Origin of the sequence: Neisseria mucosa, from assembly GCF_003044445.1 — a bacterium.
GTDB lineage: Bacteria > Pseudomonadota > Gammaproteobacteria > Burkholderiales > Neisseriaceae > Neisseria > Neisseria mucosa_A.
Genome location: NZ_POWX01000004.1, coordinates 55,377 through 70,668 on the forward strand (window position 1 = coordinate 55,377; position 15,292 = coordinate 70,668).

General features: G+C 52.3%; 16 protein-coding genes. 7 read left to right on the forward strand and 9 right to left on the reverse strand.

All coding sequences use genetic code 11. The features are described 5' to 3' along the window. The first annotated feature begins 62 nt into the window (after positions 1-62). The 5 genes from DBY90_RS03490 to rplS all read left to right on the forward strand — a co-directional run bounded on the left by DBY90_RS03490 (position 63) and on the right by rplS (position 4,437). Positions 63-2,456, forward strand: coding sequence for a bifunctional acetate--CoA ligase family protein/GNAT family N-acetyltransferase (locus DBY90_RS03490; protein ID WP_070493854.1), 2,394 nt, complete (start codon positions 63-65; stop codon positions 2,454-2,456). A 76-nt stretch (positions 2,457-2,532) separates the two neighbouring features. Next, positions 2,533-2,781 (forward strand): 30S ribosomal protein S16, encoded by a 249-nt coding sequence (rpsP, locus tag DBY90_RS03495; RefSeq protein ID WP_003740833.1) that lies wholly within the window; start codon positions 2,533-2,535, stop codon positions 2,779-2,781. Between the two features lie 18 nt (positions 2,782-2,799). Then, positions 2,800-3,309 carry a ribosome maturation factor RimM gene (rimM, locus tag DBY90_RS03500; RefSeq protein WP_003740831.1) on the forward strand — a complete coding sequence of 170 codons (510 nt, stop codon included), beginning with the start codon at positions 2,800-2,802 and terminating at the stop codon, positions 3,307-3,309. Further along, on the forward strand, positions 3,309-4,058 hold the full coding sequence (trmD, locus tag DBY90_RS03505) for a tRNA (guanosine(37)-N1)-methyltransferase TrmD (RefSeq protein ID WP_003740829.1): 750 nt from the start codon (positions 3,309-3,311) through the stop codon (positions 4,056-4,058). Before rimM ends, trmD begins: the two co-directional genes overlap by 1 nt. 13 nt (positions 4,059-4,071) lie before the next feature. After that, positions 4,072-4,437: a 50S ribosomal protein L19 gene (gene rplS / locus DBY90_RS03510; protein WP_003740828.1), complete on the forward strand. Its 366-nt coding sequence runs from the start codon at positions 4,072-4,074 to the stop codon at positions 4,435-4,437. 383 nt (positions 4,438-4,820) lie between these two features. Here the strand turns inward: rplS and DBY90_RS03515 are convergent, their stop codons facing one another. From DBY90_RS03515 to DBY90_RS03555, 9 genes are all read right to left on the reverse strand, one after another. After that, a complete protein-coding gene (locus DBY90_RS03515; protein ID WP_070493857.1) occupies positions 4,821-5,327 on the reverse strand; it encodes a CvpA family protein in 507 nt (168 codons plus the stop codon). Continuing rightward, entirely contained in the window at positions 5,320-6,555 is a 1,236-nt protein-coding gene (locus tag DBY90_RS03520) for an SPOR domain-containing protein (RefSeq protein WP_070493860.1), read from the reverse strand. Before DBY90_RS03520 ends, DBY90_RS03515 begins: the two co-directional genes overlap by 8 nt. Positions 6,556-6,567: 12 nt before the next feature. Further along, the gene (folC, locus tag DBY90_RS03525; RefSeq protein ID WP_070493864.1) at positions 6,568-7,842 is read right to left on the reverse strand and encodes a bifunctional tetrahydrofolate synthase/dihydrofolate synthase; all 1,275 of its coding nucleotides are present in this window, start codon (positions 7,840-7,842) and stop codon (positions 6,568-6,570) included. Positions 7,843-7,977: 135 nt separating this feature from the next. Next, positions 7,978-8,412: a protein YgfX gene (locus DBY90_RS03530; protein ID WP_107986544.1), complete on the reverse strand. Its 435-nt coding sequence runs from the start codon at positions 8,410-8,412 to the stop codon at positions 7,978-7,980. 4 nt (positions 8,413-8,416) lie between these two features. Further along, positions 8,417-8,776: a hypothetical protein gene (locus DBY90_RS03535; protein ID WP_003761526.1), complete on the reverse strand. Its 360-nt coding sequence runs from the start codon at positions 8,774-8,776 to the stop codon at positions 8,417-8,419. Positions 8,777-8,898: 122 nt separating this feature from the next. Beyond that, complete coding sequence (locus tag DBY90_RS03540) at positions 8,899-9,627, reverse strand: amino acid ABC transporter ATP-binding protein (RefSeq protein ID WP_003740819.1); 729 nt, start codon at positions 9,625-9,627, stop codon at positions 8,899-8,901. A 17-nt stretch (positions 9,628-9,644) separates the two neighbouring features. After that, on the reverse strand, positions 9,645-10,424 hold the full coding sequence (gene rsmA / locus DBY90_RS03545) for a 16S rRNA (adenine(1518)-N(6)/adenine(1519)-N(6))-dimethyltransferase RsmA (protein ID WP_016687675.1): 780 nt from the start codon (positions 10,422-10,424) through the stop codon (positions 9,645-9,647). A gap of 178 nt (positions 10,425-10,602) precedes the next feature. Further along, complete coding sequence (locus DBY90_RS03550; RefSeq protein WP_070493870.1) at positions 10,603-11,742, reverse strand: NADH-dependent flavin oxidoreductase; 1,140 nt, start codon at positions 11,740-11,742, stop codon at positions 10,603-10,605. A gap of 138 nt (positions 11,743-11,880) precedes the next feature. Then, positions 11,881-13,212 carry a YadA-like family protein gene (locus tag DBY90_RS03555; RefSeq protein WP_070493873.1) on the reverse strand — a complete coding sequence of 444 codons (1,332 nt, stop codon included), beginning with the start codon at positions 13,210-13,212 and terminating at the stop codon, positions 11,881-11,883. Between the two features lie 325 nt (positions 13,213-13,537). Between DBY90_RS03555 and DBY90_RS03560 the strand changes: the two genes are divergently transcribed. Further along, a complete protein-coding gene (locus tag DBY90_RS03560) occupies positions 13,538-14,287 on the forward strand; it encodes a GNAT family N-acetyltransferase (protein ID WP_070493876.1) in 750 nt (249 codons plus the stop codon). 105 nt (positions 14,288-14,392) lie between these two features. Next, positions 14,393-15,142, forward strand: a complete 750-nt coding sequence (locus DBY90_RS03565; RefSeq protein WP_070493881.1) for a lysophospholipid acyltransferase family protein — start codon at positions 14,393-14,395, stop codon at positions 15,140-15,142. The last annotated feature ends 150 nt before the right edge of the window (positions 15,143-15,292 follow it).

Below are 15,292 nucleotides of genomic sequence, written 5' to 3' on the forward strand. Positions count from 1 at the left end.
CAACCCAAACCGCCCGAAAGGTCGTCTGAAACACACCATCCTCACACCGAAAAGGAGGCACCATGTCCGCCCAATCCATGTCCGGCTACTTCTTCATGCCCAACCACATCATCCTCGTGGGCGCGAGCGAACGCCCATACAGCTTGGGCGAACGCATTCTGAGCAACCTCCTGAGCGCACCGTTTCAAGGTCAAATCACACCCGTCAACCTCCGCCACCGCACGGTTGCCGGACTCACCTCTTACACCAATCTCAACAAAATCCCCGGCAGCGCCGACCTCGTCATCGCAGTAACGCCGCCTGACAGCTACGATGCCCTGTTCAAATCCTGCCGCAAAAAACAGTTCGGCCACATCATCCTCATCCAAGACTGGGAAAGCCTGTCCGACGACGAATGGCACACCGCCGAAGCCGCCATCAAAAAACACCACGGCAACGAACTCAACATCAGCGTGTGCAGCCCCGCGGGCGTGCAGCTTCCATCGCAAAGCCTCAACATCAGCTCACAACCCGACCATCCGGCAGGCTACACCGCCCTTCTGACCGGACACGCCTCCGTCAGTAGCGAAATCAACCTCATGCTGCAAAAAATGGGACAGGGCATTTCGCGCCATATTAGCCTCAACTATCCGCTCAGCCCCACCACTTCCGCCGACTGGCTCAACCGTTTCGGCCACAACCGCCACACCAAAGTCGCCGTCATCGAGCATAACCCAGCCGAAAACCAACGCAACCTGTTCAGCGCCATACGCCATTTCACCCGCCACACCCCGCTTATCCTTCACGTTACCCACCGTTCAGACAACACCGAAAAAGCCGTGTTGCGCTGCCTTGCGCGTCATTGCAACTTCCTCGCCACCTTCAGCAGCAGCGAACTCGAAGCCGCCCTGCACGCACGTTTATCCGACCTCCCTCCTCTGAACAGTATCGACATCCTATCCAACACCCCTGCCGAGTGGCTGGAAACCTGCGCGCCTCAAAACCTAAAACTCCAATTCCCCACCGAGCAGCCAAACATCCGCCAAGGTTACATCGGCAGCACACCCACGCCCGCCCATTACCACAGCATCGCCAGCCAACAACTTCAAAACACCCATACCGAAGCCCTGCTCGCCATCGTCTCCCCGACCGACAGCCCTGACGAAAAAAATCTGACCCGCACCCTGAGCATGCTAGCGAAACACACTGCCAACCCCCTGCTCGTCAGCAGCCGCTTTTCAGACGACCTCCTGCATTTCGACCGTCCTGAACAAGCCTTGCAAGCCGTATCGTTCCGCAATATTGCAGACCAACTACAAAAAGAGCAGTTACGCATCGCCACGCCTAAAAAAGGTCGTCTGAAAACCCCGCAAGCAAGAAACATTACCAAAGCCCTCGCTTCAAAAGACCTACCCCTGCTTGCCGAAGCCCTGTGCCTGCCTGCCTATCAGCACACCGTGCATAACGCGGTGCAATTCCGTTTTCAACGCCATACCGTCTATGGCGACATCCTAACCGTATGCCATCAAGGCAGAACCACCGCCACGCTCCCGCCGTTTTCTACGCTGGACATCGAACACATCGCCCGTTTCGCCCAACTTGAAAACACGCACATTCTCAACCAACTCCTGCACACCCTAAACACACTCAGCCAACGGCAGCAATACATCGGCGAAATCCTGCTCAACCTCAACGGCGACCAATACAGTAGCGACTTTATCTTGCAGGCTGACGAACGTCCCTCCCCGAAAAACAAACCAACCAATATAGCCACCCTCAAGCTCGAGCAAGCCGCCGCCAAAGTACAGACCGCAGCAGAATATCTGCGCAGCAAAAACCCTGCCGCCGCCGAGTTTCTCCGCAATACCGGCGAAGCCGCCGCCGAACTTTTGGGCGCAAAAACCGAAAGCGAAGCCCCCATCCAAAACGTGCTCGCCCCCTACCCGACCGATCATCCTGCTACGCTTACCCTCAAAAACGGCGAAATCGTAACCATCCGCCCCCTCACTCCCGAAGACGCAGAAGCCAAGCAACAATTCGTCCGCAGCCTCTCTCCGCAAGCGCGCTACACCCGCTTCATGACCCACACCAACGAATTGCCCACCCCCACCCTCGCACGCTTCAGCAAACTCGACTATCATAGCGAAGCCGCATGGACGGCACGCAATTCAGACGACCTCATCGTCGCCGTCAGCCGCTTCAGCCGTATCAACCGCAACGAATGCGAATTCGGCATCACGCTTGCTGAAAGCGTACGCGGCAAAGGGTTGGCAGTGGAAATGATGAAGCTGATTATCCAATCCGCAACACAACAAGGCTACCGCGTCATGAGTGCCCAAATACTCAAGTCCAACACCCCTATGCTTAAACTTGCTGAAAAATCAGGCTTTACCATTACCCCTTCCGAAGAAGACAACACTTTGTGCCAAGCACGCCTAAGCCTGACCACTCCGCAAAACAGCAACAAAAACAAATAAAAACTTGCATGAACAACGCAAAATATCCTAAAATTAGCGGTTTCTTATCTATCCGATTTTCTCAAAAGGACTCAAAATGGTAGTTATCCGTTTGGCTCGCGGTGGTTCTAAACACCGTCCCTTCTTCCACGTAGTCGTTGCCGACTCCCACAACCGTCGCGACGGTCGCTTCATCGAGCGCGTTGGCTTCTACAACCCTGTCGCCAATGAAAAACAAGAGCGCGTACGCCTCCAAGCCGACCGCCTGAACCACTGGATCGCTCAAGGCGCACAAGTCAGCGACGCAGTTGCAAAACTGATCAAAGAACAAAAAGCTGCTGCTTAATCACCGGCTAATCTTGCTATGACCGACACTCGACAACGGGTAGCCATGGGCTACATCAAAGGCGTATTCGGCATCAAAGGCTGGCTCAAAATAGCCGCCAATACAGAATACGCCGACAGCCTCCTGGACTACCCTGAGTGGCAGTTAAGCAAAGACGGCAAAACCCTGAATGTAACACTCGAAGCCGGCAAAATCGTCAGCGGAGAGCTTCAGGTCAAATTCGAAGGCATAGACGATCGCGATCAAGCTTTTGCCCTACGCGGCTATACCATCGAAATCCCCCGAGAAGAATTCGCCCCCACCGAGGAAGACGAATATTATTGGGCAGATTTAGTCGGCATGACCGTCGTCAACAAAGACGATATCGTGCTCGGCAAAGTCACAAACCTGATGGAAACCGGTGCCAACGATGTTTTGATGATTAATGGAGAACATGGTCAAATTCTGATCCCGTTCGTATCCAACTACATTGAAACCGTCGATACCGAAAGCAAAACCATTACCGCCGACTGGGGCTTAGACTACTGATGTTGATTCAAGCCATCACCATCTTCCCCGAAATGTTCGACAGCATCACCGAATACGGCGTAACCGGTCGTGCAAAAAAACAAAACCTTTGGCAATTCCAAGCAATCAATCCTCGCAAATTCGCCGACAACAAACTCGGCTATATTGACGACCGCCCCTTTGGCGGAGGTCCGGGAATGATTATGATGGCACCGCCGCTGCAAGCAGCGATAGAAGAAGCCAAACAAACATCTTCAGCTCCTGCAAAAGTCATCTATCTTAGCCCGCAAGGTCAGCCGCTAACCCACAAAAAAGCCGTAGAACTTGCAAAATCTCCGCATCTCATTCTGCTTTGCGGACGATACGAAGGAATTGACGAACGCCTGCTGCAAAGCAGCGTAGATGAAGAAATCAGCATAGGCGACTTCGTCGTTTCCGGCGGAGAGCTGCCCGCCATGATGCTGATGGATGCCGTACTCAGACTGATACCCGGCGTATTGGGCGATATACAGTCAGCCGAGCAGGATTCGTTTTCAGACGACCTCTTAGACTGCCCCCATTACACCAAACCCTTAGAATTCCAAGGCATGACTGTTCCCGACGTATTGCGTTCGGGCAATCATGGCTTGATAGCCGAATGGCGGTTGAAACAATCGCTGCGGCGCACCCTGGAGCGCAGACCAGATCTACTGGAAAAGCGCAGTTTAATCCCAAAGGAATCCCGCCTCTTAAAAGAAATCTTGCAAGAGCAACAGGAAATCCAATCATAATTTAGGAAAAACAATGAACCTGATTCAACAATTAGAGCAAGAAGAAATTGCTCGCCTGAACAAAGACATCCCCGAATTCGCACCGGGCGACACCGTAGTCGTTTCCGTACGCGTAGTAGAGGGTTCACGCAGCCGTCTGCAAGCTTACGAAGGCGTTGTTATCGCCCGTCGTAACCGCGGCCTGAACAGCAACTTCATCGTTCGCAAAATTTCCAGCGGCGAAGGCGTTGAGCGTACTTTCCAACTCTACTCCCCTACCGTAGAAAAAATTGAAGTAAAACGCCGCGGTGACGTTCGTCGCGCCAAACTGTACTACTTGCGTGGTCTGACTGGTAAAGCAGCCCGTATTAAAGAAAAATTGCCTGCCCGCAAAGGTTAAGCATAAGAACAGCAAAAAATCCCCACTTTTCAGTGGGGATTTTTATTGAGTTAAACTTAAATCAGAGCAAAGCAATGAGGCTGTCGACAGCAAGATGTATAAAACTATTTCTCTTATTACCCTTACTCTGATAACTCAATAGAAAATTATCCTTTTCAAACTAGATCAAAGTAAAGCTACCCAGGTTTAAACTTATAGTGGATTAAATTTAAACCAGTACGGCGTTGCCTCGCCTTGCCGTACTATCTGTACTGTCTGCGGCTTCGTCGCCTTGTCCTGATTTAAATTTAATCTACTATAACTCTCTATACAACAATGTATCCTAATAAAAACCGGTTTCAGACGACCTTTGATGTAATCGAGGCCGTCCGAAACCGGTCGGTTTACAATTCCGCCTTATCTTCCGTCTTATCCTTCTGACCGGGCAGATAAGGCATGATGACTTCAGACAATGATTGGAAATAAGGAATACTGTACGAGCTTTGCCAATCTTCCGTTTCCGGCAAATCGGTATGAGCGCAGACCATGACCGCCAAAGTTACCAGCAACACGCCTTTGGCTGCGCCGAACACGCCGCCCAATACTCTGTTGACACTTCCCAAGCCCATCGCTGACGCTGCATTAGTCAGTATGGTGCGCAAAAACTGCTGTAAAAAACGCGCCAAAAAGAAAATCACGACAAACGAAATGGCAACGCCCAAGGCATGCGGTTGAATCGATTTGAACGCCACTTCTGAAAACGGCACGGCAAACGTTTTAGCCAACAAGAAGGAAATCACCCACGCAAACAGCGAACCCGCTTCGGCAATGACGCCGCGTATCATCGACATCACGATACACGCCGTAATCACGCCGAAGGTAAGTATGTCGGCTAGCGGAATATCATTCATTGGTTACCTGTCCGGCAATGCCGTGTACGCGCAATTTGTTCAAGTCGCGTTCGGCGTCGTAGGCGTTTTTGTATGCGCCCGATTTGACGCGGTAAACCTTGCCTTTATCCGTCATCACTTCGGTAATGGTCGAGTCAATACCTGCCGCTTTCATTTTGCGTTGCAGGCTCAAGGCGCGTTCTTTTTCAGCATAACCTGCCTGAATGGCAGCTTTTTTACCTGATTTGACTTCGGAGGTTTTGGTTTTTGCTTTTTCAGACGACCTTTCGGCAGCAGCGGTTTTCTCTGCTTTGGCTGCCGGCTCGGCTTTGGCTTTGGCAACTTTCGCGTCGGCTTCCCTTACCGCAGAAGCTTTTTTGTTGGCCGTTTCGATTTTTTCGTATTTGGAAGCATCTACCCGAATTCTTTCTTTAGGTTCGGACGCGGATGCCGTAACGGTTTCTTTGGCTTTTTCCGCTGCCGCTTTGTGTTTCGCCGCCGCTTCTTCTTTGGCTTTTAACGCCTTACGTTCGGCAACGGCTTTTTCAGCTTTTTCCAATTGCGCCAGTTTGTTGCGTTCGGCTGCGGCAGCGCGTTCGGCTTTCTCGGCTTTAGCGGCTTGAAGGGCGCGTTTGCGTGCGGCGGCATTGGCTTCGCGTTCCGCTGCTTCTTGTGCTTGGAGCTGCTGCGCTTTACGCTGTTCTTCACGATTACGGCGACGCTCTTCCGCACGGAGTGCGGCTGCTTCGCGTTTGGCGGCTTCGGCCTTTTGGATTTTCTTGGATTCTTCCAAACCTTTGATGTCGCTGTCTGACAGCGTATCGTTAATCAGCACCAAAGGCGGACCTAAATCTTCGGGCGCGGCAGGCGGCGCTTCAGGTTGCTGCTCGGGCTGCGCTTGGGCATTTCGCTCCGGCGCGCCGATTTCCTGAGGCTTGTCCGCTGCTTCCGCTACTTCGGCATCGGCATTTTTAGCCGCTTCTGCCGCTGCTTCCAAATCTTCTTTGGTAGAAGGTTCCAACACGGTCGCATCCGCCAAGTTGGCAGGTTCTGCGTTGGCATTATTCTGTTGGATGGTTGTAGTTTGGGCGTTTTCTTCTTGCTTGTTTTCCGGTCCGGTTGACAGGGCGACGCCCAATAAAACGGTCGATGCCGCCACCAACCCCGATGCCATAACCAAGCGGCGGCGGTTGCGGCGTTTGAGCTGTTCGTAACCGGTCAGAACTTCATTTTGCTTATTGTCAGACATGGAGATTTCCTTTTACAACGCCGCCATCACGTCGGCAACGGTATGAAATGAGCCGAAAACAACGATTCTATCATTTTCGCCCGCCTTAGCCAAAGCTGCGCGGTACGCCTCTTGAACGGAGGTAAAAGTTTGTATATTTTCGATATTTTGTGCTTCCAGTTTCGCCTGCAACGCGTCCGTCGTCATGCCGCGCGGCACGTCCAAAGGCGCGATATACCATTCGTCAAACTGGTCTTTAACGATTTCCAACACGCCGTCTATGTCTTTGTCGGACAGCATGCTGAACACGGCGGTGCGCTTTTGCGCAAACGCCAAATTAATCAGGCTTCGGCGCAGGGCGCGGGCAGCGTGGGGATTGTGTCCGACATCCAAAACGGTCAGCGGACGACCGGGCAGGACTTGGAAGCGTCCGGGGTTTTCAACCAGCAGCAATCCGCGCTTGATGGCGCCGATGTCCACCGGCAGTTTGTCGTTCAAACATTCCAACACGGTCAACGCGCAGGCGGCGTTGGAAAGCTGGTATGCGCCGCGCAATGCAGGGAACGGCAGGGAATTTCGGTTGCGCGCGGGGTCGTCTGAATGCTGCGGATGAAAGCGGTAGTTCCATTGGATGTTTTCCAAAGAGGAAAAATCGAAATCGCGCTGCACCATCAGCAGTTTCGCGCCTATGGCTTCGGCGTGTGCGACCAACGATTCGGGGGCGGGGTTTTGCCCGCAGATTGCGGGTTTGCCGCTGCGGGACACGCCTGCTTTTTCAAAGCCGACCTGTTCGACCGTATCGCCCAAAAACGCCTGATGGTCCAAATCCACGCTAGTAACCACCGCGCAATCGCAGTCGAACACATTGACCGCGTCCAAACGTCCGCCCAAACCGACTTCCAATATCATCACATCGACTTGTTCGCGTATGAAGATATCGACCGCCGCCAAGGCATTGAATTCAAAATAGGTTAGCGATATTTCGCCGCGCGCCGCTTCGATGCGCTCGAAAGAAGCGGTGATGATGTCGTCTGAAACCGGCTCGGCATTGACGGCGATGCGTTCGTTGTAACGCAATAAATGTGGGCTGGTCAGCGTACCGACTTTGAAGCCTGCCTGTTTGTAAATCTGCGTCAGGTAGGCGCAGACCGAACCTTTCCCGTTTGTTCCCGCAACGACGACGACGGGGCATTGCGGCTCGAGTTTCATGCGTTTTTTCACTTCGCCCGTGCGTTCCAAGCCCATGTCGATTAAGCCGCCGCTGTGGGCGGTTTCCAAATGCGAGAGCCAGTCTTGTAATGTTTTCATGTGTGTTTCGTTTTTCAAAAGGTCGTCTGAAACCGTCGTTTCGGAATAATTTGGACGGTTACTGCTGCTTGCGTGGATTATTTTTATATTGGGTTTAATTTGTATAGGACAAGACGAGAAACCGCCTTGCTGAGATTAAATCGGATTCGCGTCATCCTGAGCCTGACACCAGCGCGCCCAAACTTTCAGACGACGGTAAGATTCCTTATCCGCCATATCGGGCGTGACGCATTGCCGTATCGTTTTGCCATCGGCGTTCCACTGCAAAAACAAAGCGTAAGGGGTCAGCATCGTCGCACCGTCCAACACCGCGCCCTGCCCTTCTCCGTCTCCGCAAAATACGGAAGCGCGCGCATGGCGGTCGATGGCAATTTTCTTTACCGCACCCACCGTCCGCAAATTCACCACGCGCCAAGCGTGGACAAAACTGCCCGCCAACGCCGCCAGCCCGAACCACATCATCCAGCCGTAAAACCATATCAGGCACACGGCAACTGCGGACAAATGCAACAAGACGGACAAGGCTTTTAAAGAACGGGACGGCTTCAAGGTCGTCTGAAAAGCGCGCATCGCCTTACATCATATTGTCGAACACGGGCGTAATGCTCAATTCCGCCTCTTCCATGTCCAAAACCATATCGTGGATTTCGGTATCGAAAAATTCCCAAAACGCCTTCAGGCTCATGTCTTGCGGCCACTTGCTTTTATCGATGTCCCAGCCTGCCAGCTCCGCCTCGAAAATCTGTTGGTAGCGTTCGTCAAAATAGGCAATTACGGCTTCCGGCTCATCAAACTGCGGCACGAGAAACACGGAGCAGTTGGCACGGATTTGTTCGATGGTCAGGTCGGGCATATTTTCATCGGCGGATTTCAGCCATTCCAAAAAGCGGGCGGTCGGCTTAAGCACGACGGCGGTACGGTCAACAAAATACATGGTTTTCCTTTGCAACGGCAAAATCGGAAATGACTTCTTTGCCGTCTATATCTATCGGTTGTATTCGCCAAAGGTCGTCTGAAAGCCCAAATCTGTCTTTCAGACGACCTTTTGACAAGCTGTTAATGCGTCATCACTTGCTGCAAGAACTGTTTGGCGCGTTCGTGTTTCGGATTGGTAAAAAACTCTTCAGGCGTTTCATTTTCCAAAATCTGCCCTTTATCCACAAAAATAATGCGATCTGCCACTTCGCGCGCAAAGCCCATTTCATGTGTAACACACATCATGGTCATGCCGCTTTCCGCCAAATCCTGCATCACTTTCAACACCTCGCCGACCATTTCCGGGTCGAGCGCGGAAGTCGGTTCGTCAAACAGCATCACGCGCGGCTCCATCGCTAACCCGCGTGCAATCGCCACGCGCTGCTGCTGACCGCCGGAAAGCTGGCTGGGGAAAGCGTCTTTTTTATGCGCCAAACCCACGCGTTCCAACAGCTCCATCGCCTTTTCCTCAGCCTGTTCGCGGCTTTGTTTTTTCACCTTCATCGGCGACAGGATGATGTTTTCCAATACGGTCAGATGCGGATACAGATTGAAGCCTTGGAACACAAAACCCACTTCCTCACGCACCTTGTTCAAATCCGTTTGCGGATCGGCAACATTGATACCGTCCACCCAAATCTCGCCGCTCTCAATGCTTTCAAGCTGGTTGACGGTACGGATGAGCGTCGATTTGCCGCTGCCCGAAGGTCCGCAAACCACCACCACTTCACCCTGCTTCACTTCCAGATTGACGCCGTTGATGACGTGCAGGTCTTTGAAATGTTTATGTACGTTTTTGAATTTAATCATGTTGTTTCCAGATGTTTTCAGACGACCTTACGGACGAGATAATTGCTCAGTTCCACATATTTCTCCGGCGCGATGTGTTCGGCGCGGTCTTGCGGACTGATACCGACTGCCTGCAAATCTTCGTCGCCGGCAAGCTCTTTTAAATTGTTGCGTATGGTTTTGCGGCGTTGGTGGAAGGCGAGTTTCACCAGTTTGGCGAAATGCTCGAAATCGTCCGCCTTGCCGATGCGGTGTTTCACCGGAATCATGCGCACCACCGCCGAATCCACTTTAGGCGCAGGGTCGAACGATTCGGGCGGCACGTCAATCAACAGCTCCATATCGAAAAAATATTGCAGCATTACGCCCAAACGGCCGTAGTCGTTGCTTTTCGGCGCGGCAACCATGCGTTCGACCACTTCTTTTTGCAGCATAAAGTGCATATCGACGACATCGTCCGCCACTTCCGCCAGCTTGAACAAAAGCGGCGTGGAAATATTGTACGGCAGGTTGCCGACGATTTTCTTTTTGCCCGCGATACTGTTGAAATCAAACTGCAAGACATCGCCTTCATGAATCACAAGCTTATCCGCAAAAGGCAGCGTTTTCAGACGACGTACGATGTCGCGGTCGATTTCGATAACGTGCAGGCAGTTCAGTTTCTTCGCCAAAGGCTCGGTAATCGCCGCCAAACCCGGCCCGATTTCAATCACCACATCATCCGCCTGCGGACGCACGGCGTTGACAATGTCGGCAATAATCCGCGTGTCCTGCAAAAAATTCTGCCCGAAGCGTTTCCGGGCCTTATGTTCTTTCATCGCGTCTCTTCAAACTGTCGATCATTATAGTAAGCGCGTATTGTAACTGAAAAACATAGCGTTTTGTCGGACAAGAAAGAGGTCGTCTGAAAACGTTTTTCAGACGACCTCTTTAGCTGTAACGGTAATTTCATCCCCTACCCCGCTCAAAAAATGGGTAGGCGGCTGAATTGTTCAATCAAGCATCCACCGGCTTCCAGTCCGCACCTTTTATCGGCGGCAGCCAAGATTGCGTACCGCTGGCGGAAAATTCCCACAGGATGTCGGGCAAGCCGTAATGATCGGCGCGTGTCGGGTCGAGTTGCGTTTCGATTTCGGCTTCGCGGCCTTCGCTGATTTGTGTGGCGATGTGCGGATTGATCATGACGGTTTTGCCCAGTGCGATAAATTCCGCCCAGCCGGTTTCAAACGCCGCCAAAATTTGATCGGCGGTAAACAGGTTGCCCACGCCGATAAGGGGCAGCTTGCCGTTGATGCGGTCGTGAATGAACTGCATACGGGTTTGCGCCGTATCGCCGCCGCGTCGGATTTTCTTGTCGAATTCCCACAAGGAAACGTGCAGATATTGCAGCGGCTTTTGCACCAAGGCGTCAATCAGTGCGCCGGTTTCGGTCATGGTCAACCCGTCTTCGCCTGCTTCTTCGGGCGAGAAACGGTAGCCGATGATGAAGTCGTTGCGCTGGTGTTTTTCACGGACGGCGGCAACGGCATCGACGACGGCGAGTGGGAAGCGCATTCTGTTTTCCAAGCTGCCACCCCATTGGTCGTTACGGCGATTACTTTGGGCGGAGTAAAACTGTTGGATTAAATAGCCGTTCGCACCGTGGATTTCTACGCCGTCAAAACCTGCGCGAAGTGCCAAATCGGCAGCTTGGGCGAAGGAGGCGATGAGTTCTTCAACTTCTGCGGCACTCGCTTCACGCGCTCCATCCTTTTCGCTGGCGGACGCGCTGATTTTGTCGCGGTGGTTGAGTTCTACCATTGCCTGGGAGCCGCCGTGATGGATCTGCAAAATCGCTTTTGCGCCTTGTTTTTGAATGATTTGGGCGGTTTCTTTCAGGCTGTCGAGGCAGTTTTCGCCCGTAGCTTCAGGCTGTCCTCGAAATGCTTTGCCGCCTTCTTGAACCAAAGTGGCGGCGGAGATAAAGAGCCCCATATCGCCTGCGCGGTTGCCGAGAAACGTGCGTTCTTGGTCGCTGATTAAGCCGTCGGCGTGGGAACCGAAATGGGTCATGGGCGCAACGGCGAGGCGGTTTTTGACGGTTACGCCGTTGTTCAGTGTGAAAGATTGGAAAAGCGGAGCGTATTTGGGATTCATTTTGTTCTGTCGAAAATTGATAACTTCGACAGAATTGGGACAAATATGGAATTATCAAGAACGAGGTCGTCTGAAAAACACGATTCCGACCAAACGGAATGTTTTCAGACGACCTTTCGGCAATACGCCTAACAACGATTACCAGAGGTAGGTTACGCTGGCGCCGCCGCCCGCACCGCCTTTCGCCGCGCCGACTGCCGAGCCTTTAACCAGCCATTTACCGCTGGCGGATACTTTAGAAACACCTACGGCGTAACCGCTTTTACCGCGCCAGATACCGCTTGCGACGGAAACCGCGCCTTGTCCCGGCTGATATGCCTGTCCGAGGCTGCCGACCGCGATTGCAGCGGCGGAGCCTGAATCAGCGCGCTCTTCAAGTTTGTCCATACGGACTTTGGCTTCGTTGCGCAAAGCGGCGATTTGGGTCTGGTGATTGCTCTCGGCTGCGGCAAGGCTGCTTTGGGTTTGGCGTGCAAGGCTCTTCACTTGGGCAACGTTGACCGCGTCCGTATCCTCCTTACCCGCAGCAACATTAGTAATCTGGCGGCTGTTTTGTTCGCTGCCGACAGATACCGCACCTAAAGTCGATACCCATGTTCTGCCTGTTTCCGTACTTGCCGCGCCGGTAGCGAAGTCATGGCCTGCAACACCTGCCGCAGTATCGGCAACGCTGTCCGTACCGAGCGCTACGGAGTTTTGCTGACGCGCTTCCGCTTTGTAGCCCAAAGCAGCGGATTTTTCCTCAAATGCGGCAGCACCTGCGCCCAAAGCCGTTCCGCCGGATTTCCGTACCCGTGCGCGCGTACCGGCGGCAAGACCGTTGAGCGCGGTGGACGAAGATTCTACGCCCAATGCCACGCTGTTGGTTTCCTCGGCAACCGCGCGCGTACCGACTGCAACTGCTTGATAACCGTTTGCCTCGGCAGCAGATGCCAGTGCAACCGCCTGCGTACCGTTTGCTTTTGCCCTATCCCCGACAGCGGTGGAACTGAGCGCATTGGCTTCGCTGCCGCGTCCAAACGCAACCGCATCAATATCGGCAGCCTTCGCGCTATCGCCAACTGCAATAGAACGCAAACCCGTTGCCTGCGACATCAAACCGACCGCCACCGACTGTCCGCCGGAAGCCTTCGATGCGCCGCCGACGGCAATATCGTTGGTTCCTTTTGCATTCGCCCTGAAACCGACGGCAACCGTCCGCAATGCTTCCGCCTTAGCCTCACTGCCAAGTGCCGACGCACTCAAACCTGAAGCGTTTGAATCATAGCCGGCAGCAACAGACTTATAACCCGCCGCAGCCGCTTTGTCGCCCAACGCGGTCGCATTCTCCCCAGCCTTCGAGTCTTTGCCCAACGCGACCGAACCGTTTTTGTGCATCGCTCCTGTCGCAATACCTTCTGCAACACAAACATTTGCAAAAACAAGGGACAACACCAAACACAGCGGTTTGACGGATAAGTTTAGTTTCATCTTTTCATTCTCCATTTTTGAATTTTTAAAAATATCAACTAATTCTAAATAACTATATTTAACTATTTAGAATTAGTTATATTGTATAGTATTATTACAATATTATTAATTATATGTAATTAATAATTGATTTAAATCAGTGGTCAGTTATGCTGCTTTTGCCATACTGGGTAATCTTATGAAATCACGCCAAGGTATTTTCAGACGACCTTTTACCAACACTTTCCGTCTAACAACCGGCAAATGAAGGCATCCAAAGGGGTAGAAATATAAATCCTCTACCATATCCGCTATAATCAACTCTTTTAATCCGACAGGAAGTCAAATGTCCTCCAGCCGTTTCAACCAAACCGGCCCCAAAATCGGTCTGAGCGTGCGCCTTGCGGAAACGCAGGCGGAAATTGAAGCAGCACAACGCTTGCGTTATCAGGTATTCGCCCAAGAGCTGGGTGCAGAAATCGAAAGCGACGACGGTCGCGATGTCGATCCTTACGACGAACATTGCCACCACCTTTTGGCTTTTGACGACGCAACTGGCGAAGTCATCGGCTGCTATCGCCTGATTACCGAAGAAACCGCTAAAAAAGTCGGCGGCTGGTATAGCGAACACGAATTTGACCTAACTCCTTTGAAAGACATCTTGCCGCAAACCGTCGAACTCGGCCGCGCCTGTACCCACCCCGACTACCGCAACGGCGGTTTGGTCATGCTTTTGTGGTCGGGTTTGGTCAAATTCATGAAAGACGAAAACCTGCGTTTCATGATAGGCTGCGGCAGCATCGATATGCACGACGGCGGCAGCGATGCGGCAGGTCTGTATCATGCTCTGAAATCCAAATACCTTGCGCCTGAAAAATGGTGCGTCAAGCCGCTCAATCCGCTCAAGTGGGACGAAATTACCCCGTCGGAGAAGCCGGACGTCCCACCGCTGATTAAAGGTTACCTCAATGCGGGTGCATGGTTTTGCGGCGAGCCATGTGTCGATGAGGCGTTCAACTGCGCCGACGTGCTTATCATGATGGACATTACCCGTCTGGCAGACCGTTACCTTCAGCGTTTCGCCCCTAGACTATAAAGACTAAAAGGTCGTCTGAAAACCTTTTCAGACGACCTCAACTATTGTGAAATCAACGATTTTTAGCAATTTTACCCTATACCAATATACACACACCACAACCTTATGATTGCCAAACTACGTTTTACTTTCCGCCTGCTCTGTATCGGCTTCTGCCTGCTTTACGGTATGGCGGAAATGTTCTTCCTGTTTCCCTTTTACAGCAAACGGTGCAAACTGCGTGCCATCCAAATCTGGTCGCTGCGCGTCCTCGCTTCCTGCGGCATGAAGCTGGAAACCTTCGGTACGCTGCCTCAGGAAGGGCAGGCTCAGTTGTTAATCAGCAACCATATCTCTTGGTTGGACATCATGGCGGTCAACGGTGCATTTCCGGGTCGCTTCGTGGCAAAAGACGATGTCGCCAAATGGCCGGTGGTGGGCTATCTCGCCACGCAGGCGCAGACCGTTTACGTTTCACGCAATAAGGGCACCAAAGGCAATACCGCTAAAATTGCCACCGTAACGGAAGCCCTTAAAAACGGCGATACCGTAACCATTTTCCCGGAAGGGACGAGTACGGAAGGTTATGAAATCCTCCCGTTCAAGCCCAGCTTTTTCCAAACCGCCTACGATGCAGGCGTTCCCATTATCCCCATGCTCTGCCGCTACCCCAATCCCGACGGCACCAGTCCGAACCTTCAGGCGGCTTATGTGGGCGATACCAGCCTGTGGCAATCCATCTGCATGATCATCAGCCAGCCTTCCAGCAAGGTGGAGCTGCATTTTCTGGAGCCGGTTCCCGCCAAAGAAGACCGCTACGAAACGGCGCTGGAAATACACGGCATTTTGAGCCGAGAATTGAAAGAATTGGGCTAAAGAGTCAAAAAAATGAAAGGTCGTCTGAAAAAACCGGTTTCCTGTTTTTTCAGACGACCTTTTTTACAATCATGTTTTAATTGCACACCCATTCAAGAATGATGCCGCCTTATAGCGTGGACTTTGCCCATGAAGATGATGAATAAAAAA